The 18,399-nt window shown below is 65.9% G+C and carries 15 protein-coding genes and 1 pseudogene; 7 read left to right on the forward strand and 9 right to left on the reverse strand.

Annotated features, from left to right (window positions below):
* Window positions 1-106: 106 nt before the first annotated feature.
* Window positions 107-1,261 carry a hypothetical protein gene (locus tag ABZ441_RS12240; protein WP_358971527.1) on the reverse strand — a complete coding sequence of 385 codons (1,155 nt, stop codon included), beginning with the start codon at window positions 1,259-1,261 and terminating at the stop codon, window positions 107-109.
* Window positions 1,258-2,475 (reverse strand): hypothetical protein, encoded by a 1,218-nt coding sequence (locus ABZ441_RS12245; protein ID WP_358971530.1) that lies wholly within the window; start codon window positions 2,473-2,475, stop codon window positions 1,258-1,260. The genes ABZ441_RS12240 and ABZ441_RS12245 overlap by 4 nt, the downstream gene beginning before the upstream one ends.
* A gap of 190 nt (window positions 2,476-2,665) precedes the next feature.
* Between ABZ441_RS12245 and ABZ441_RS12250 the strand changes: the two genes are divergently transcribed.
* The 3 genes from ABZ441_RS12250 to ABZ441_RS12260 all read left to right on the forward strand — a co-directional run bounded on the left by ABZ441_RS12250 (window position 2,666) and on the right by ABZ441_RS12260 (window position 4,932).
* Window positions 2,666-2,872, forward strand: a complete 207-nt coding sequence (locus ABZ441_RS12250) for a hypothetical protein (RefSeq protein ID WP_358971533.1) — start codon at window positions 2,666-2,668, stop codon at window positions 2,870-2,872.
* A gap of 142 nt (window positions 2,873-3,014) precedes the next feature.
* Window positions 3,015-3,770, forward strand: a complete 756-nt coding sequence (locus ABZ441_RS12255) for an NAD(P)-binding domain-containing protein (protein ID WP_358971536.1) — start codon at window positions 3,015-3,017, stop codon at window positions 3,768-3,770.
* 205 nt (window positions 3,771-3,975) lie between these two features.
* Window positions 3,976-4,932 (forward strand): zinc-binding dehydrogenase, encoded by a 957-nt coding sequence (locus ABZ441_RS12260; protein ID WP_358971539.1) that lies wholly within the window; start codon window positions 3,976-3,978, stop codon window positions 4,930-4,932.
* Window positions 4,933-5,402: 470 nt separating this feature from the next.
* Here the strand turns inward: ABZ441_RS12260 and ABZ441_RS12265 are convergent, their stop codons facing one another.
* Together ABZ441_RS12265 and ABZ441_RS12270 are read right to left on the reverse strand one after the other, a co-directional pair.
* Window positions 5,403-6,743: an NtaA/DmoA family FMN-dependent monooxygenase gene (locus ABZ441_RS12265; RefSeq protein ID WP_358971542.1), complete on the reverse strand. Its 1,341-nt coding sequence runs from the start codon at window positions 6,741-6,743 to the stop codon at window positions 5,403-5,405.
* A 13-nt stretch (window positions 6,744-6,756) separates the two neighbouring features.
* On the reverse strand, window positions 6,757-7,248 hold the full coding sequence (locus ABZ441_RS12270) for a flavin reductase family protein (protein ID WP_358971545.1): 492 nt from the start codon (window positions 7,246-7,248) through the stop codon (window positions 6,757-6,759).
* 160 nt (window positions 7,249-7,408) lie between these two features.
* On the opposite strand from ABZ441_RS12270, the gene ABZ441_RS12275 reads away from it, so the two are divergent.
* Window positions 7,409-7,798 carry a MerR family transcriptional regulator gene (locus tag ABZ441_RS12275; RefSeq protein WP_358971548.1) on the forward strand — a complete coding sequence of 130 codons (390 nt, stop codon included), beginning with the start codon at window positions 7,409-7,411 and terminating at the stop codon, window positions 7,796-7,798.
* 1,084 nt (window positions 7,799-8,882) lie between these two features.
* Here the strand turns inward: ABZ441_RS12275 and ABZ441_RS12280 are convergent.
* The 4 genes from ABZ441_RS12280 to ABZ441_RS12295 form a co-directional block, all read right to left on the reverse strand.
* Window positions 8,883-9,398, reverse strand: a complete 516-nt coding sequence (locus tag ABZ441_RS12280; protein ID WP_358971551.1) for a hypothetical protein — start codon at window positions 9,396-9,398, stop codon at window positions 8,883-8,885.
* Window positions 9,395-10,834: a hypothetical protein gene (locus tag ABZ441_RS12285; protein ID WP_358971553.1), complete on the reverse strand. Its 1,440-nt coding sequence runs from the start codon at window positions 10,832-10,834 to the stop codon at window positions 9,395-9,397. Before ABZ441_RS12285 ends, ABZ441_RS12280 begins: the two co-directional genes overlap by 4 nt.
* A gap of 49 nt (window positions 10,835-10,883) precedes the next feature.
* Window positions 10,884-11,318 carry a hypothetical protein gene (locus ABZ441_RS12290; RefSeq protein WP_358971555.1) on the reverse strand — a complete coding sequence of 145 codons (435 nt, stop codon included), beginning with the start codon at window positions 11,316-11,318 and terminating at the stop codon, window positions 10,884-10,886.
* 1,224 nt (window positions 11,319-12,542) lie between these two features.
* The gene (locus ABZ441_RS12295) at window positions 12,543-13,139 is read right to left on the reverse strand and encodes a hypothetical protein (protein ID WP_358971558.1); all 597 of its coding nucleotides are present in this window, start codon (window positions 13,137-13,139) and stop codon (window positions 12,543-12,545) included.
* A 674-nt stretch (window positions 13,140-13,813) separates the two neighbouring features.
* Between ABZ441_RS12295 and ABZ441_RS12300 the strand changes: the two are divergent.
* The 3 genes and pseudogenes from ABZ441_RS12300 to ABZ441_RS12310 form a co-directional block, all read left to right on the forward strand.
* Window positions 13,814-14,095, forward strand: a pseudogene (locus ABZ441_RS12300) (hypothetical protein); the annotation flags it as partial.
* Between the two features lie 33 nt (window positions 14,096-14,128).
* Complete coding sequence (locus ABZ441_RS12305; RefSeq protein ID WP_358971616.1) at window positions 14,129-15,055, forward strand: ATP-grasp domain-containing protein; 927 nt, start codon at window positions 14,129-14,131, stop codon at window positions 15,053-15,055.
* Between the two features lie 439 nt (window positions 15,056-15,494).
* On the forward strand, window positions 15,495-17,450 hold the full coding sequence (locus tag ABZ441_RS12310) for a M13-type metalloendopeptidase (RefSeq protein WP_358971561.1): 1,956 nt from the start codon (window positions 15,495-15,497) through the stop codon (window positions 17,448-17,450).
* Window positions 17,451-17,477: 27 nt separating this feature from the next.
* Here ABZ441_RS12310 and ABZ441_RS12315 read toward each other — a convergent pair whose 3' ends face one another.
* The gene (locus ABZ441_RS12315; RefSeq protein ID WP_358971563.1) at window positions 17,478-18,269 is read right to left on the reverse strand and encodes a glycosyltransferase family 2 protein; all 792 of its coding nucleotides are present in this window, start codon (window positions 18,267-18,269) and stop codon (window positions 17,478-17,480) included.
* Window positions 18,270-18,399 lie beyond the last annotated feature (130 nt).

The raw sequence follows: 18,399 nt of genomic DNA on the forward strand, positions 1-18,399 counted from the left end.
AGATTGGAGCAGATCGAGAGGAAAGTAGGGGCGGCCGTGCTTCCGAGTAAGTCAGAAGGTGGCGCGCTCCGGTGCGACCACGCAGCACGCGGCCGGGATTGCCTCGTTACTCGGTAACGTCCACGGGCGGGAAGATTCCCGGCAGAGCACCCGTAGCCAGCGACAGGCTCCGCCAGTTCCAGTCCTCCTCGCGCATCCATTCATCACGGCTTGGGTCGTCCTGCACATCCACCATCCGGTAGAACTCATGCAGTCTCTGCATTTGCTCGGCATCTGGCTGGGGGCTTTCGCGGCGCAGCAGGTCGGGGCGGTGGTTCCAGTCGGCAGCGAAAAGGGTGCCGTCGGCATAGAGCGTGGTGGTTTCGCGTGTGAAGCGGGTGGTGTAGCGGTCGAGTAGGCGGGTGACGTCGCCGTACAGTCCGCTTGTGTCTTCGAGGTGCACGGCCCGCTCGATCCGTTGCAGGACTGGGGCCAACAATCCCAGTGTGACCCTGACGGATTCGAAGCCCACCACGACATAGTCGCCAAGGAGTTGGGGCTGCTGGTGGGCGAAGGCGTCCAGGAACGGGGTGTAGTAGGCCAGCGCGAACTGATCGAGGTTGACAGGCAGGTCGACGGCGCCGGGCTCGGCTTCTTCCGGGTCGATTGCCGTGAGGCGCATGGCGCCGCCCTTGGAGGGAAAGTCGACCGCGGACGCGTAGGAGATTTCCGGCACCTGGCCGGACACGGTCTTGACTGTTCTTTTCTGCGCCTCCATCGCCTGACGGGTCTCCTTGTCGAGGCGGCCTGAGCGGCCCTTGGCTTCGGCGACGACCCAGGTTCCGGAGTACCGCGGGCCGAAGAAGTCTGCCCGGCTCTGCCCTGGGGGGAAAGTTAGTCCGTAAGTGTCGGCATAGCGGGAGACGTGCATGAAGAATCGGAGGGACAGGAGATGTTCCGCGAAGACCTGGCACATGGCCTGTCCCAGGGTGTAGGACAGCATGCCCTTTTCAGTGGGGTCCAGTTCGAGTGCGAGGTCGGTGCGCTTGATGCCCTTGCGGGTCCAACGGAGGTAGGCGGGCATGGCCGCGATTCGATGGATGAACTCATAGGTCGAGGACCTCCCGTGCCGGTGTCGGTGCCCCGGCGCTCTGCCCGAGACGAAGAGGGCGTGTGCCAGCACGTGGGGTGTGATCCACAGATCGGAGGAGGAGGGTACGTGGGCGGCATCAGGGAATTTTTCTGCCGTGGTGCGGACAGGGGCGGGATTGTTCAGGTTCATGCTCGCCGTTCGAAAGTCTGGGCCGGGAAGGTGCAGACCGTTCCCTCTATCTGGTGTGCGGCTTGTCCGAGGCAGGCTGGTGCGGCAGAGGGCAGAGCGAGGAAGACGCGGGCGGGCGGTGGCAGAAAGCCCGGTGCCTGGGCGAGGTCCCATTGGCAGCCCGGCTGTACCCGGTCGAGCTCGGCGAACTGTTCGCGCTGGAGAAGCAGGCCAAGAGCTGACAGGGCGGTAGCGGCGGCTCTTTCTCTCTGGGTGCGCAGTTCGTCCAGGAGAGAGAGCCCGGCCGGCAGCTGCCTGCTGATCCACCACTCCATGGTGGCGTCGCCGGGCACCCGGGCGGCAAGTTCTGCTTCCACCCGCGCGCACAAATCCAGCGCCCATGCGCGCACATCCCGGGCAGCGTGCCAGGCGGCGCGGAGGTCCTCTGTTGAGGCTGTTGCCGCTAGTTCGTGGAGGGCGCGGCGAACGTCGCCGGTTAGCATCGTCAGGCTGCCGTCGGGGCCCAGGACGGGGGAGTGCGGCACGTCGCGCACTGTGGTCTCCACGAGAGACGCGATCGGGTTCACCTCCAGGCCGGGCGACATCCCTCGCAGCAGCGCGCCGATACGGGGCAGAGGGGCGCTCCCCGTTAGCAGGGCATCAACGGCGAACAGTGTGGCGCCCTGCGGCGACATGCGCTCAGCGCTCAGATTCTCGTCCAATTGGGCAAGTTCCGTCGGCGGCCAGGGGACACCGGCTGATTCGAAGAACGCGACGATCTGCTCGTCCACCCGGCGCGCTCGCGCGGGCACCATGACCACAACCTGACCGCCGCGGTCGATGTAGGAGTCGACGGCGTCCAGATGCTCGTCGACATGACCACCGGGCTCGGCACCGCCCGGAAGGCAGACGCTGTCGGCGGCGGCCTGGAAGGCTGCCCGGGCCGCCGGTTCCGGCACCGGCAGGCCCTCGCCGAACAAGAGCAGCGCCACGTCCGACGGCCGTTTTCCTCGCCCGGACAACCGGGCGAGACCGAGCACCAGGGCGAAGCTGGCGGCCACTGGCTGCGAGGTACTGCCCTGCCCGCGACCGAGCCCTCCACCGTGCGCGTTTGCCGGGAGTAGCCCGTGACGCCTCCACCCAGACAACTGCTTGCTCGTCACCGCGAATCCATGCTCGCGGGCGTGATCGATGAGTTGCTGGTCTGCCCGGCTGGGCACCTTTGCGCTGTCCACCCTGTGACCGTACTGGCGACCACCCACACCGCCAGGCCTGTTTTAGAGACCCCCCACCTTCGTCCGCTCCCTGTGCTAGCAGTCCGCTGCAATGGGCGAAGAACCGGCCCCGCGCGGCAGACCGTGGCCGACCGGCTGGCCCGCCCCCGCCCGGGGGCGAGCGCTCGAAACGAAGGAGAGGGATTCACTCATGGCCAGGAACGCTGATTACCGCGAGCTGCGCACGTGCCTGCTACTGCTGGCCATGGCGGTGGGACTGCTCACCGCCGGCGCCATCGTCTGCCTCACGTTTGCCTATCCGAGGCTGGCCGAACCACTTGCCGCAGGCGCTGCTGTCCTGACCTGCCTGGCGGGATTCGTACGGTTGATCGTCAAAGGGGCCGGGGATCGTCGCTGACTGCGATGCCCGGGACTGCCGGTGCAGTGCCGCGTGCGGATCAGGCCTAGGGTGCCCGGGTGAACGACGAAACCTTGCTGGCCGGGTTGATCGCCAGCTGTCGGCGACGGGTGAATCGTGACCCTCTGACGGCGGATCAAAAGTGACCCACCTCGTGGTCTTCATGAGCATCACCGTTATTGGCGCAGGTGCCATTGGTGGCAACCTGGCCCGCAAGCTCAGTGCGGCGGGCCACGACGTACAGGTCGCCGACGCCCGGGGACCCGAGGCCGTTCCGGCCGAGGTACTGGAAACCGGCGCCCGCGCCGTGGACCTGGACGACGCCGTGCAGGGCAGGGACGTGATCATCATGTCCATCCCCTTCGACCGCGTCCCGGAACTGGCCGGCGTACTCGCCCACGCATCCGAGGAGACGGTCGTCATCGACACCTCCAACTACTACCCGTTCCTCAACGGCCGCATCGAGGACGTTGAGAACGGCCGGGTGGAGAGCGTGCGCAACGCAGAACTGCTGGGCCGCCCGGTGGTCAAGGCGTGGAACGCCGCCCTGGCCGAGACCCAGCGCACCATGGGCGTGCCGGCCGGGACGCCGGGCCGCATCGCCATCCCTGTCGCGGGCGACTCCGACAAGGCGCGGCAGATCGCCATGCAGCTCGTGGAAGACACCGGCTTCGACCCCTACGACGCGGGTGTGCTCGCCGACTCCTGGCGCCAGCAGCCCAATGGCCCCGCCTACTGCACCGAACTGACCCTCGACGAGCTGCCCGCGGCCCTGGCCGCCGCCGACCGCGAAAAGGACGCCCACGTCCGCGACACCGTGATGGAGCGCTTCGCCGCCCTGGGCGACACCTTCACCCGCGAGGACGTCGTCGAGATGAACCGCGCCGCCCACCGCTGACACCGGCACCACCCCCCCGCTCGCCGGCGCGGAACACGCGCGCCCGGCAGCAGGGGTGGCGGCCCGGCCCCCGGGCGGCCGGGGCGTACGGCCCCGGCCGCCCCGCAACCGCATTCGAACACCGCAAGACATATCCGATACGGCACGAGTGGCGGGCGATCCGCCGGCCATGCGCGTCCGCTGCAGAAAAGGACACGTGAGACCCATGAAGTCGTGGCGATTCCACGGAACCGGCCGGCCGCTCACCCTGGACGAGGTGGAAGCCCCGCATGCCGGGCCGGGCGAGGTAGTTGTCGACATCAAGGCCGCCGGCCTGTGCCACTCCGACGTCAGCACGCTTGAGGACCCGCAGTGGATGGCGTCGTTCCCGCGCATCCCCATGACGCTCGGGCACGAGAACGCCGGTGTGATCAGCGAGGTCGGCCCCGGGATGGAGCACTGGAAGGTCGGCGATCGCGTCGGGCTCGCGCCCTTGATGCCCGACGGCGACGCCATCGGCTACGGCGCCTGGGACGGAGGCTACGGCCCCAAGGTCCGGGCCACCAGCGTCAACCTCGTCCGCCTGCCCGACGAGCTCCCCTTCGAACTGGGCGCGATGGCGACCGACGCGGGCATTACCTCTTACCACGCCATGGTCACCGCCGGCGGCCTGAAGAAGGGCATGCGGGTCGGAGTGATCGGCCTCGGCGGCCTCGGCTACATCGGTGCACGCGTCGCCGTCCTCAAGGGAGCAGAGGTCTACGCCGCCGACATCGACCCCTCCACGCGGGAACAGGCCGCTGAGCTCGGTCTGGCGGGCGTCGCCGAGTCGATCACCGAGTTCGCCGACAAGGACCTGCCGCTGATCGTGGACTACGCGGGATTCGGAACCACCACCGCCCAGGCGGTCGAGACCCTCGCCAAGGGCGGAACCCTGGTGCAGGTCGGCCTCGGCCGCTCGCAGGCCACGGTGAACACCCAGGCCCTCATCTTCAAGCAGCTGCGCATCCTCGGCTCTCTGTCCGGCACCCAGCAGGACCTCAGCGAGCTCTACGAACTCATGCGCAGCGGGGAACTCGACCCCCCGCTCAACCGGATCACACCGAACGAGATCCCCGAGGGACTGGAGCGCCTGCGCAAGGGCGGAGTCGTCGGCCGCCTCATCGCCGTCTACGATCACTGAAAACCCCGGCCGGGCCCGCCGCGTGCTCCTTGGCAGCGGCCACAGCGAACTGGCCGATCCGGCGCCGACCACCGACCCGTAGTCGGCGCTGAAAGGAGTCGGCCCGAGGGACACGGCCCCCGGTCCAAAGGCGGGGGCGGCGTCTTCCTGTGCGGGCCCCAGCTCGCCCTCACCGCCGGCGCACGGGTCGTCGCCTCCACCTCCAGCGAGAGGGAGACGGTGCGGTTGCGCTAAATCGGTGCCGGCGATGTCGTCACCTTCCGCAGCAACACCCCGGAGTGAGCGACGAAGTCCGCCGACTCACCGGCGGGCAGGGAGCCGACGCGATCATGGAGGTCGGCGGCTCAGGGGCGATCGCTCGCCCAGTCGATCAAGGCCGCCGCCCTACGCTGTCCTGCGGATGAGGTGAAGGGGCCGTAGCGGCGTTCCGAGACGGCCGCTCCGGCACGGGCCCGACAAGGGGCCAGTCGTCACCCCACCCGACCCTTCGTGACGCGGGGGTCGGGACCGTACTGCCTGGGCACGCCGAGGTTCTCACGCAGCGTTGCGCCGACGTAGTGCTCCGGGTAGACACCGCGTGCACGTAGAAGGGGCACGACCTCGTCGACGAATGCGTCGACGCCGTCCTCGTAGATGTCGGGGGAGATCCAGAACCCGTCGGCGGCACCCGCCTCGAACCACTCCTGCAGGTGGTCGGCGTGCACCTTGGCGGGGCCGACGGTCGTGGGGTGGTAGTCGATCACGCCGTGGGCGAGGATGTCGCGCGGCGACCAGCCCCGGCGCGCGACGTCCAAGGCGATCCCGGAACGTGGATCCATCGGAGAGGCGTGGGCGGCGGCCAGCTGCTCGGGTGTGAGGGGCTCGTCGTACCGGCTCGGCTCGATGTGCAGTCCCAGCAGCGCGCCGAGGTGCGGCAGGCGCGCCTCGATGACGTCGCCGGCCAGGGCGAGGCGGTGGTCGAGGCCCTCGCGCACCGTCGGGGCGACCGTCGTCATCAGCCCCGCGAAGTACTTGATGTCGTCGGGGTCGCGTCCGGCCTCCCGCGCGGCGTTGCGCACCATCTCCCGCTGTGCGCGGGCCTCCTCGATCGTCCACACCTCGGCGATGAAGCCGCTCGCGTAACGGCCGGCGAGCTGGAGCAGGTGGGGGCTGGGCCCCCCGGAGGTGAAGATCACCGGCTGGCCCTGCTCGGATGGCGGGATCGCGAGGGGCCCGCGCGAGGCGACGTACTCGCCTTCCAGGTTGATGGGCCGGAGCTTCGAGGCGTCGATGAAGCGGCCGGAGGTCTGGTCCTTGATCCAGGCGTCCTCCTGCCAGCTGCCCCAGAGCGCCTCGACGACCTGGATCGACTCATGCGCCCGCTGGTACCGCACGGCGCGCTCCACGGCGGGTCTGCCGTAGTTCGCTGACACGGCCGGATCGCTCGTCGTGACGGCGTTCCATCCGGCGCGGCCGTGGCTCATCACGTCGAGAGCCTTGAACTGGCGTGCGGTGTTGAACGGCTCCTGGAAGGTGGTGGAACCTGTCGCGACGAAGCCGATCCGGGAGGTGGCCTGCGAGATGGCGGCCAACTGCATCATCGGATCCATGATGTTGCTGAGCGTCGAGCGCTCGACGTCCCCGCGCACGGCGGGGAAGTCCGGGGTGAACAGGAACGTGAATCCTCCTCGCTCGGCGGCCTGCGCGTAGCGGATGTTCGCCTCGATCCTGGCGTAGTTGTCGGCGTCGACATGAGGTGCGCGCCAGGCTCCGGCGAGGTTGCCGTAGCCGTCGGTCAGTGCCATGCCGAGGATCATTTTCTTGCCTGCCATGCGGGCGTTCCTTTCAGCGGGAGAGCGTGTGGGTCGTGCTGTCGAAAAACACCAGCGGACGTTGCGTCTCGTCTCTGTGCAGGTCTTGCACGTCGAGTAGTACGAGCGTGTGGTCACCGGCCTCCACGGCTGTGTGGGGAGTGACGGTGATCGTCGCGAGGGCGCCCGGGACGTACGCGGCACCGTCGTCGATGTTCATCTCGATACCGCCGAAACGTTCAGCGGCGGGCCGCCGGAGGTCCTGGAGCATCTGTGCCTGCGCTTCACCGAGAACGCTGATGCCCCAGTGCGGCGCGCTGCGCAGGATGGGCCATGTCGTCGACGTGTCCGCGAATGCCAGGGACACGAGTGGAGGATCCAGCGACACCGAGGCGAGCGAGTTGACCGGCATGCCGACGAGTCGTCCGTCGATCTCGGCGGCGACGACGGACAAGCCCGTCGCGAAGCCCGCGAGTGTGTGCCTCATCGCCGCCGGCGCCACGGATGGTGCGGTTGTCTGCGTCATGGGACGCATGCTCCAACCTTCACACCCATGTTAATGTCAAATGGGAGCTTTTGCAGTCATGCTCGCGGCCGACCCACGGACACGGCCCGGCAGCGGGACCCTGAGGTGCGCAGCAGACCGGACGCGGTGGCATCGGCGCCCATCTCGATGAGGAGGAGTCATGCGCATCGGGGAGTTGGCCAAGAAGACCGGAGTCCCCACCCGGATGCTCCGGTACTACGAAGAGCAAGGGCTCATCACACCGCACCGTCTCGGAAACGGGTACCGCGAGTACGACGAGTACCTCGTCGACCGCGTACACAAGATCCGCGGACTGCTCGACGCGGGCGTCCCTACGCGCATCATCGGCGACATGCTGCCCTGTCTCAACCAGGGCCCGGAGATCGTAGTAATCGATCCGGATCCAAAGCTGCGCGAGATGTTGCTCGCGCAGCGCGACAAGATGACCGAGCGGATCGCTTTCCTGGAGCAGAACCGCGACGCACTCACCCGTTACATCGAGGCGATGGACATCGCGGGAATATCGTTGCCTGCGACAGGCGCACGATGAGCCGCCAGCGGATTTCATGTGCCACTGTCTGTGCACCCACTCCGCCACGGAGTGTGACTGCACAGGGCAAGGAGAGGGGGGACGGAGCCAGCGGCATGCACTGCGGGTGAGTGGCGCGATTGGCTGCCTGCTCGCGGATATGCCGGGCAGATCTTCTCCCTCTGCGTGCAGCACCGGGGCCGCGTGTAGCCGTGCGGTACGTACCGCACCGCCGTGCGGCTGACGGGGATCGAGCCGGATACAGCGGGATCCAGCAGGATGTGAATGTCCGCCTCTGTGGCGTTTCCGCAGGTGAGAGGCGTCACGCTTTTGGGTTCGAGTCCCACCCGCCCCACCAGCATCCCCAGGCAGAATCGTTCTGACCTGGGGAAATGCGCTTTCTGGGGACCTGCGGGCTCCGCAACGGTGCAGCGAACGTGCAGCGTTCTGCGTCCTCGTGATCTTCCGGGCATCCGTGACCTGGGGTTTTGACGCCTTCTCCGTGGGATGGGTGGTCTACGGTCCCACGGCTGCTGGTCGATGTGAGACCGCGTCTCCCGAGGCACATGCTCCGGCAGTCGCTGGAGTCCGAACAACACTGGATGCTTGTGGTCAGCATGTGGCTGAGGGCGTCAGACACTGGGATGAGTCGGATCGGACCGGGGGTCGCTTCGTCAGGCAAGGCGGCGGGGTGCCGGCGGGCCCGATGTCCCAGGCGCGTAGTCCGGCGCCGGGGAGCGCGCCGCACCTTCATCGAGGGGTGGATGCGCTGGCGCGGTGCCCTCTGGGCGCGGGTTTCAGGCAGCGACGGGTGGTGTCCCCGCCTCAAGGGTGCTGTCGTCGCCCACCCGCCAGACGATGACTGCCCCCGACGGGCAGCAGCCGCTGTCCTTATACCGATGCCAGTTCTCGTGGGCGGTGACCTGTCCACGCGCCAGGTCGCTGCGCTTGAAGCCGCCGCCGGCGTGACCACCCGCGTACTGCTGGGGAGTGACAGTGCCCAGCAGCAGGAGTTGCTCGTCCTCGCTGGCGAGGACCAGGAAGGCCCACGCGAGCCGGCCGCCAGGTCCCGGGCTCCGGAGCGGCGCAGGTGTCTCCCGGTCAGTCAGAACGCCTGCAGGTACACCCGGGTTGTGCCGGCGCCCAGTTCGAGGATGTGGATCTCGATCCACTGGACCTCGCTCCGGCGGCTGTCCCCCACGCAGGGCGGACAGCCCCCGGCCCAGCGGACGCCCTTCTCGCTCTGAGGCTCGGCGAGGCCGAGGTGTCCGAAGAGCTCCGTGGGGGACGGGAGATCCTGGTTCCTGGCGCGCAGGGGCTTCTCGGGACGCAGATCCTCCGCCACTCGTACCGCGGTCTTCTCGTCGGTCACGAAGGAGAGCAGGTAGATGTCCTCCTGCGGGTTGATCTGCACGGCGCCCTTCACCTCCGTCGCGCTCTCGGGCACCGCCACCTTCATGAACGCCGATGCCTCCGGGGCGCCCATGTCCTTTTCCCAGTGCGAGGCACGCCCGTCCGTCGTCCGGTGTTCATCCCCGCCGGCACTCGAACAGGAGGTGAGCAGCAGGGCGGCCCCGAGGGCCGCGAGCAGCCGTGGCCGCAGGGCAGATCGGTCGTTCACCGGTTCTCCTCGTCGCCGCGCGAGACGTCCCCGCGGGACCCTTCGCGCCCAGGGTCCGCCGGTGTCACCCCGAGGGCTGAGCCACTGTTCAGATCCTGGGTGTAGGTGCTGCTGCTACCGCGCATGTCGAATTCCTGGGCGAAGCCCACCTTGTGCAGTCGCCCCATGTCGTCGTCGGGAATGGTGACGCCCCCGGGGAACGTCGTCGATTTTCCGGAGTCCCAGTTGTACCGGTCCCACACGTTGACCTGGTAGTCGAGCGAGACCTGTGGCTTGCCGCCGTCACCCGGACTGACGGTGACCATGCCCGATACGTTCTGCTGGTGCGACCCGACCGCGTGGAACCATTCGTCCTCCCCGAAGGTCCGCCCGATCGCCTGGCTCTCCACGGGAACGACGACCGTCCTGTCGCCGCCGGCCCTCTCGAACTCGTCGAGGGCCTTCTGACGCCATGCGTCCTGGTTCTCGGTGATGTGGAGCGTGCCGACGTCGGTCCGGAACCCGGAATCGTCGTGCAGGATGCGGTCGACGTCGAGGTCGAGCGGCTCGCCGGTGCCGCTGAGGTAGTGCTGCATGTTGCGGGATGCCGCGACCTCTCCTGTGACATCGCCGCCTGCGGCGATCGCTTGAGCCTGCGTCAGGACCCAGAGGTCGTGAGCGGTGGGATCCTCCGTGTCGAATGCTCCCGAGCCGGCGTCGGCCGGTCTCCACTCGTACAGCGGGGCCATGATCCCTGCTTCTCGAAGGTCGTTGCCGCGCTCCCGCAGCAGGATGCCGCGGGTCACCGGATCGAGATCACGCCACCACTCCGCCACGGCGGCCCTCCCCTTCGGCATGTTGGCGGCCTTGCCGGCTTCCTCCAGGGAGGGATAAGGACTCTTCACAGGGCTTCTGTTGAAGCCGTTCATGGTCCCGTCCATGATGTCGGAGTCGACCACGGAGGCTGCGAGGGCGAGCCTGATGCCGTCGTCGGCGTCAGTGACCGCCTGGACCGCTTGGTCCAGGAGATCGCCCCACCGGGTCACCTGCGCGCGCACACTTTCCTGGTAGCCGGGGTCATGTACGTACGCACTGCGTGCACTCTGGCTGAGCTGTTCGGTATCGAACGAAACGACGCCCTGGTCGGAGACTCGCATGCCGTCCTTGATCGCGTCGGTGCGCACGGTGTTCACCCTGCCGCGGAGGGCGGCGAGCTGGGTGTGTGAATCCCGCAGGATGGACGCAATCGCCTTGGCCTCCTTCTGAGCCCCCTGCAGCTCCCTGAGTGTCACGGTGAACCTGTAGTTCGCGGCGTCGGCGCTCTGGCCGACCCATGACGGACCGAGTGAGACGCCATGGACATCTCGTTCGTACTGCTCCTCGATCGTCTTGAACTTGCCTGCCATCTCACCCCACTTGTCGGCGGCGTCGGTGAGTTTGGACAGGTCGCTGCTCATCACTTCGTGATAGGTCGGCACGCATCCCCCGGAGCGGTCGGTCGGCTGGTCAGTAGTCGTCGATCGGGGACGGCGGAGCCAGTTGCGAGCCGATGCCGATGTCGTCGTTCCGGAAGTCGATGCCCGTTTTGCTCAGGGAGTGCTTCTCCGACGCCAGTCGACCCAGCAGTGCTTTGACCTGCTGCTCCCACGTCCTGTGCGCCTTCTTCAACGCACCCGACGTGTCCCAGCCGTACCCGTCCCTGGCACCGAGCTCCTTGACCACCGCTTTCACGCTCTCGGCGGCGTGCTTGCCGTCCCTCTCGACGTCGGGTTCCAGGTCATCGTTGATGGCCTTCGCCGCCGCCTGCTTCTTTTCCGGGTTCGAGGCGAGATCCGGGGCGCCGCCGCCCCCTGCCGCCGGGGCGAGCTGGTTCAGTCGCATCGAGTCCGTGCGCTGGGCGGCCACATCGTTCTTGATCTGCCTCCACTCGTCCCAGGCCATGGCCCCTCCCCCGTCAGTGTGATCGTTGCCGATAAACATACGGAACGGTATTGCTCAGGCGACAGCTGGTGCCTGGCCAAAAGCTCGCTGCCGAGTGACTGACGGGTGACTGTTCTGCATGGCCCGATCGGGAGGACCGCGCAAGCGGTTAAGAGCCAGGACGGTGACCAGAGGATGCCGCACCGCGGGGTGAGGTCCCCTCGAGATGCGAAATATGGTGACAGGACGTCCCTATGCCAAGGCGCTCGGCGGCAAGTTGCGGATCGTTGCTGACTTCAGTGTTGGGACCTACGTCTTCGGCGCCCCGGCCCTCTGCCCGAAATGATCTTGGTCGCGGAACTGTTATTCCGTTCATCGGCTCGGTGCCTCCGTTGGTGGCCGCTCGTGACGGAGCGTGACTGTGGGCGCTGTTATTTCGAGCCGCGCCCGCCCGTTGTTCGGCTGCGCCATGCTGACCGAAGGATTGCCGCTTCGGCGAGGTCAGGACAGAGAGGTGCTCAGAGTTGTGAGCCCTGTGAGTCGCCGGGATCGTGGTGCAGCGAACGCTGCACCACGCCCGAATGGAGTGAGATCGAGGAGGGCGCAACTGGATCGAAACGGATGGACGAATCGGGACCTTCGGTAAAGCTGCAGGTGAGAGGCGTCACGCTTTTGGGTTCGAGTCCCACCCGCCCCACCCAGCATCCCCAGGCAGAATCGTTCTGACCTGGGGAAACGTGGATTTTGCGGCGGTTTTCCGTGCGGTACTAGCCGCGCGCCGTGCGGTACTGGCCCGCTGTTGCAGCGTGTAAGCGCACTTTAGATGCGTCTGACCTGGCCTTTTGTGGCGGTTGCCTGAGAGAGTGTCGTGGTGTGGTCCCACGGCCGCCCGGGGAGCGGTGGGACCGACCTCGCCCAGGTCGGTGTGGACGATCTCGTGCACGGACGGTGTTTTCCCTACATGTCGGCGGGGTCGGGTGGCGTACTGCGAGGGTCTGACCGGCAGGCGACGGGCACGCTGTTTCGGTTGAGGCGGGAGGGCCGAGGGGTGTGCCCCCGGGGCCGCGCCGGGCCGTCTGAGCTGGTGTCGGCGGCGCAGTCGGAATCTTCCCGGTACACGCCGTCAGCGCGCCGGAGGCACAGCCGCCGACCGGAAGGGTGACGGTCTTGTGCGTCAGCGCGCCCAAATCCCCCGCTACCGTGGTGAAGCAGGGCGGCGGGCGGACTGGGCGGTCGGGGGGGCGGTCAGGCGGCGCAGTTGTACCGTTTGGCCAGCCTGGTGGCCACTTCTCGTATCACGGTCGCGTTGTTGCGCGTCGCGGTGTCCGGGTCAACGGGTCTCTTCTCCTTCCGCTTGGCCAGGCGCTCCTCATCTTGGGAGGGCACCTCGAGTGACGCTGTGATGTACGGGGCGGTCGAGCCCATGCGGGCGGCGCAGCCTATGGGCAGTGTGACCTCAGCCCGGTCGGGGAGTGCCCAGCCGGTGTACCCGGGACCGAGAGGGACGGAGCCCTTCTTGTTGTATGGGGCGCTCGGGGTGTCTTCGATGAGCAGTTTGTAGACGCCTCGGGGATAGTCGTTGTCCCTGTTGGCGCGCAGCACGGAACATCCCTTGAACACCGCGAAGTCAGTGGTCTTGCCCTTGCTCTCCCACTCGTCCGTGCTGACCTCGCCTCCCCTGCCGTCGTCGATCAGTCCCGCCGTCTCCCGGCTGAGCGCACCGTGACACAGGGTCTGCGGCAGCGGCGGCTCCTCCTCGCCGTCGGGCCAGAGACTCGCCGTCACGACGGCTACCCCGGCGGCGCCGAGCACGAGGGTCAGCGGCAGCCACTTCTTGTCCATTGAATTACTGTCCCATCACCTTGTCGGCGCCCCCATGCCGGTCCGGTACCACTGCTCGGTGATCGCCTGGGACCAAAGATCAGATGATCGGAGAGTGGCGGACCAATCGTCAGAGAAGGCACTGCGCAGGTCTCCGTCCGCGCGGCAGCGCAGGCCCCAGGCCAGTAGCGTCGAGATGGCCTGGCTCTCGGCGCCTCTCAGCGGAGCAAGATCCGAACCTTCCAGCTCCCGCACCATGCGGTCCACTGCCTCACCGCGCAGCACGGTCTCCCCATGAGGATCGACGTCAGCCAGGGTGGGCAGCCGGCGTCGGCCCGGGGTTTCCAGGGCCGCCCAGAGTTCGCCATCGACGACTATCCGCTCAAGTGCCCCTGCTGCGGGACGCGGTCCTGACCTCCGTCCCGTTCGAGCGGTTGAGACCCCGCGCCGCAGCTCGATGACGAGCGTCATCACACCCCGAGGGGCGCCACGATTGCGGATGCCATGACCAAGGCGGGGGACCGTCGGCACCCCCCTCGGCCACCGCCCGCACCGATTCGACGGAGCAGGGACTCCTTGGTGTCGCCTCGTCTGTGTGAGACGCATCAGGAGGAACCGAGCGGATCGTTTCATGAGTCCATGGGACGATCTCGCTACCGACCGGCCGAAATCGCGCTCACGATCAGGAGGCCCCGATGAACCGTGGTCAACGACCCAGACTGGCGATTTTCGCCGGTACTCCACGGCTGCTGTCCACGGCCCGTAGCCTCGGAGCGGAGACGGTATTCGTGCATGCTCGGGGCGGGCAAATCCCACGGATGGCCGAGTTGGCCGACCACGTGATCGCGGCGGACTTCTCAGATGCAGGCGGTGTCCATTCGTTACTCGCTCCCATGCATGCTGTGCGGCCGTTCAGTCACGTGCTCTCCCTGACTGAGAGTGGCCTGTTGCCTGCAGCCCAGGTGGCTGCGCGCCTGCGGGTACCCGGGGTACCACTGGGTACGGTTCAGGTGTTGCAGGACAAGAGGCGGATGAGGGAGCTGCTCAATGCGCGGGGGATAAGCTCCGTGCGGGCTGCGCCAGTGGGCTCGGAAACCGACTTGGGTAGATTTTGCCGCGAAGTCGGGGGTCCGGTCATTCTGAAGCCGGCCACGGGTACGGGTAGCCATGCCGTCTTCGTGGTCCCGGAGCCGGACGACGCCGGATCGGCATGGCATCGATTCGTCAGAGCCGGCGGCGAGGACGCCCTCGCCGAGGAGTACTTGGACGGGCCTGAGATCAGCGCCGAGGCATTCTCCCGCTCGGGACGTCACACCGTCGTCGCTCTTACAGAAAAACTCGTTTCTTCCAGTTTCGTGGAACTCGGGCACACCGTACCTGCTTCTGTGGGCGATGCTCTGCGGAACGACGTTTGCGTGCTCGTGCATAAGTTCCTGGATGCGGTCGGCTTACGTGATGGGCCGTCGCACACCGAGATCAGACTCACCGCCCGTGGCCCGCGCATTGTCGAGTCGCACAACCGAATCGGCGGAGACAAGATCCGGGAGCTGGTACACCGCGCATACGGGGTGGACCTGGTCATGCTCACCGTGCAGTGCGCACTCGGGCTGCCGATGCCCCCCATCCCGTCAACTCCGCGACGAGGAGCAGCAGTTCGCTTTCTGGCCCCATCGCCCGGTGTCATCCGGCGAATCAGCGTCCCCCAAGCTCCGGAACTCGCTGACGGCACCGCAACGGTCCACCTCGATGTCGCCGTAGGTGATCGTGTCGAGACGGTAAGGGAATCGGACGACAGATCCGGGTACGCGCTGGCGGAGGGCTCAGACGCAGTCGAGGCAGCGCAGCGGTGCGAGCGGATCGCTGCTCAGGTCGTCATCGAAACCCGGTCGGCGCCCGGAACCGACACGTGCGATCACGGCTTGAGCACGGCTACGTAGTCGCACCCCGTGAAGCCGGCGAAGCGCAGCCGCCAGTCCGAAAAGCAACCCTGCCTGGCTGCGGCACTGGTTATGATCAGGCAGGTTCGTGGCCGGTCGATGAGTCGCTCTACTACCGAGGGGGCGTAGTGGAGGGCGTGCGGTCGCTTTCATGCACTCGCGTCCACGCATGCCGTACCCGTTTACGGCAATTGCTGATCGCGCCGAGCCTGTTCTCCTGCGAGATCACGGGTACGGCATCCGGTGCCGGTGCCGTGCCGTGATGGTGTTGCGAGTCTTCGCTGTTCGGCGTCGGCGCCGCCACCCGAGCGTTGTCGTCCCGGGGCCCCGTCACTGTCACTTTCGAGGACCCCGCGCGCATACCGTTCACTCATACGGTCATCGAGAACTGGGTGCGATCCTTTACTGAGCTTCTGCGAACGGCGACAGGGAACCCCGTGTGTCGACTGGAAAGCTTGCGTTAATGAATCATTTCATCCGCCCGCAAGATGACCTGTACGGTCACGTCAATAATCTGTGGCACAGCCAGGAGGAGATCCCCGCAGACCGATCGAGTTGGGGCACCGTCCCATACTTGATCGAGAGTACCGAGAAGAGTGTTGGCGCGATCATCCAGAAGATTTCAGCAGACTGGACTAACGCAACTCACATCGAGGACGCACGAAAGATCGCCGCCCTGTACACATCTTTCATGGGCGAGCAGAAAATTGACACTCTCGGCCTCTCCCCGGTGCTGCCCCTGATCCGGGATATTTGGAAGCTGCGCGATAATTCAGATCTCTCGGAGTTCCTCGGTCGCCTTGAGAGGATCGGCGGTTCGGGGCTGTTCGGCACTTATGTGAATGTCGACGACCGAAATTCTCAACGCTACCTGTTCAACATATGCCAGGGCGGGCTCAGTCTCCCCGACAGCACGTACTATCTTGAAGACAGGTTTGCCGGCATCAGGGAAAGGTATGTCGCGCATCTGGTCGACTTGTTCACACTTGCTCGGATTGACGGTCCCTTAGCTGCGGCAGAGAGTGCGCTGGCGATTGATGTGAAGATAGCCGAGGGGCATTGGTCACGCGCTGCGGCTCGAAACGCGCACAGTACCTACAATCTGGTCGGTCTGGACGAACTGAAGACATTGGCCCCGTCATTCGACTGGCACCGGTACACCGTCGGGCTCGGCTGTTCGAGTGAGACTATCTCCGAGGTCTGCGTACGGCAGCCCTCCTATCTCGCTCACGTGTCGTCGCTGATGACCGGTGCGCCGGTGGAGAAATGGCGCAGTTGGCTGCTGTGCCGGGTGCTGCAAGCCTGCGCTCCATATCTCGCGGATGAGTTCGTAAAGAACGATTTCGAATTCCACGAGCGCGCGGTAAACGGCACTCAGGAGCTGCCGGATCGTCACAAGCGGGCTGTGCAGTTCGTGCAGCGGGCCATGGGCGAGGCTGTTGGTAGAGAGTATGTCATGCGTTACTTTCCGCCTGGTTCCCTGGCTTCGGTGGAGGCATTGGTCTCCACCGTCATCAGGGCGTACAGGGTTTCGATCGATGAACTGGAGTGGATGACTGACACGACGAAGGGGCGAGCTCACGAAAAACTTGATGAACTGCGCATAAAAATAGGCCATCCAAATGATTTTATAAATTATGGAAAGCTTTCGGTGGAATACGGTGAGCTCCTCGAAAACGCTCACGCGGTAGCGGCTTGGAAGGTAGATCGAAAGCTGGCGAAAATCGGATCACGAGTCGACCGTGACGAGTGGTTCATGTTGCCGCAGAAGGTGAACGCCTACTACGATCCGGGCGCAAATGAAATCTGTTTTCCGGCGGCAGTTCTGCAGAGGCCTTTCTTCTCTCTCGAGGCCGACCTGGCAGAAAATTATGGCGGAATCGGTGCGGTGATCGCTCACGAAATTGGCCATGCCTTCGACGATCAAGGTGCGAAGTATGACGGTAGGGGAAACCTGAACGATTGGTGGACGGCGGAAGACAGGATCGCTTTCGAAGAGAAAACGAGCGCTTTGATCGAGCAGTTTGGTCGGCTTTCGCCAAGGAATCTTCCGGGTGAATTTGTCAACGGCGAGCTCACTGTCGGGGAGAACATCGGCGATCTCGGTGGAATCGCCATCGCCCACAGGGCGTACCTCATGGCGCTCGGCGACGAGACGCCACCGCAGAAGGGTGGCATCACCGGTTCGCGGAGACTATTCCTGCATTGGGCCCTTTGTTGGCGCACCAAGCGCCATGAGAAAGAAGAGCGGCGACGCCTTGCCGTTGATCCGCACTCTCCACCTGAATTGCGGGCAAACGTTGTCCGCAATCTCAGCGAGTTCCACGATGAATTTGGTACGCGCGAGGGTGATGGCCTATGGCTGGACCCTCAGGACCGCGTGCGGATCTGGTGAGGGTTCACCCATCTCTGAAATTCCTCGTCATTGGCTCTGCGACTCCCTGGAGGGAAGTATCGTAGCCAGCGAGTTGGCCGTCTGGAGACTGAGATTCAGGGCGGCAGGCATGGGATCGTATGACCATGGTTGAATTCTCGCGGTGGCAGCGAAGCGGGGAAGTGCGGCAGCAGGCGTACTGTGCTGCGCCAGACGGCCTGCCCGCCAAGCCTCGCGGAACGCGACACCGACTCCCTTGCTGTTACGGTGCGCCACGCGGAGGTCGGGAACAAAAAATACCTGACCTTCCGACTGGGTCAACCTTTCGACGAACGCGTTGTCGCTGGCGGTGACAATGTCAGGAAAACCTCCGGCGGCCAGGAACAGTTCGGTCCAGACAGCCGAGTTACCGCCGGCGAAAAAGGTTACCGGACTGTTCGGTGCGTACTGCGCGTAGCGCACTTCATACCGATATTGGCGAGCGCGGGCCACCACACTGCTGTCGAACGGCAGAACCCGACCCGTGATCGCGGCACGGTTGTTGCTCAGCGCGGTATCAAGGACGGAGAACCAGTCGGGCAGGGGACGGGCGTCGTCGTCCAGAAACGCCAAGATGTTCCCCGTCGCCTTCTGCGCCGCCAGGTTGCGGCTCGCTGCCGGGCCGCGCCGGGTCTCGTTGCGCAGTATCCGGACCGGGAAGGGACAGGTCGCGTTGATACGCAGGGGATTTTCGGACGCGTCGTCGACGAACAGGACCTCGTGTACGCCGAAGTCGTAGCCGGTAATCGCGCTCAGCACCTGGTGGGCATCGGTCGGCCGATTCCGGGTGGCGATCACCACGGAGACTCGTTTGGATCGCTTCCGGTTCAGAGCGGGCGTACCTGTAAGCACTTCCGTACTCCTTAAGGGCGTGGGTCCAGGAGGCACGGCCGTCGCGGGCGTGTCACATGACGACATGGCCGGGCCGGCA

The sequence above is a fragment of the Streptomyces sp. NPDC005752 genome (genome assembly GCF_040630715.1).
Classification (GTDB): Bacteria; Actinomycetota; Actinomycetes; order Streptomycetales; family Streptomycetaceae; genus Streptomyces.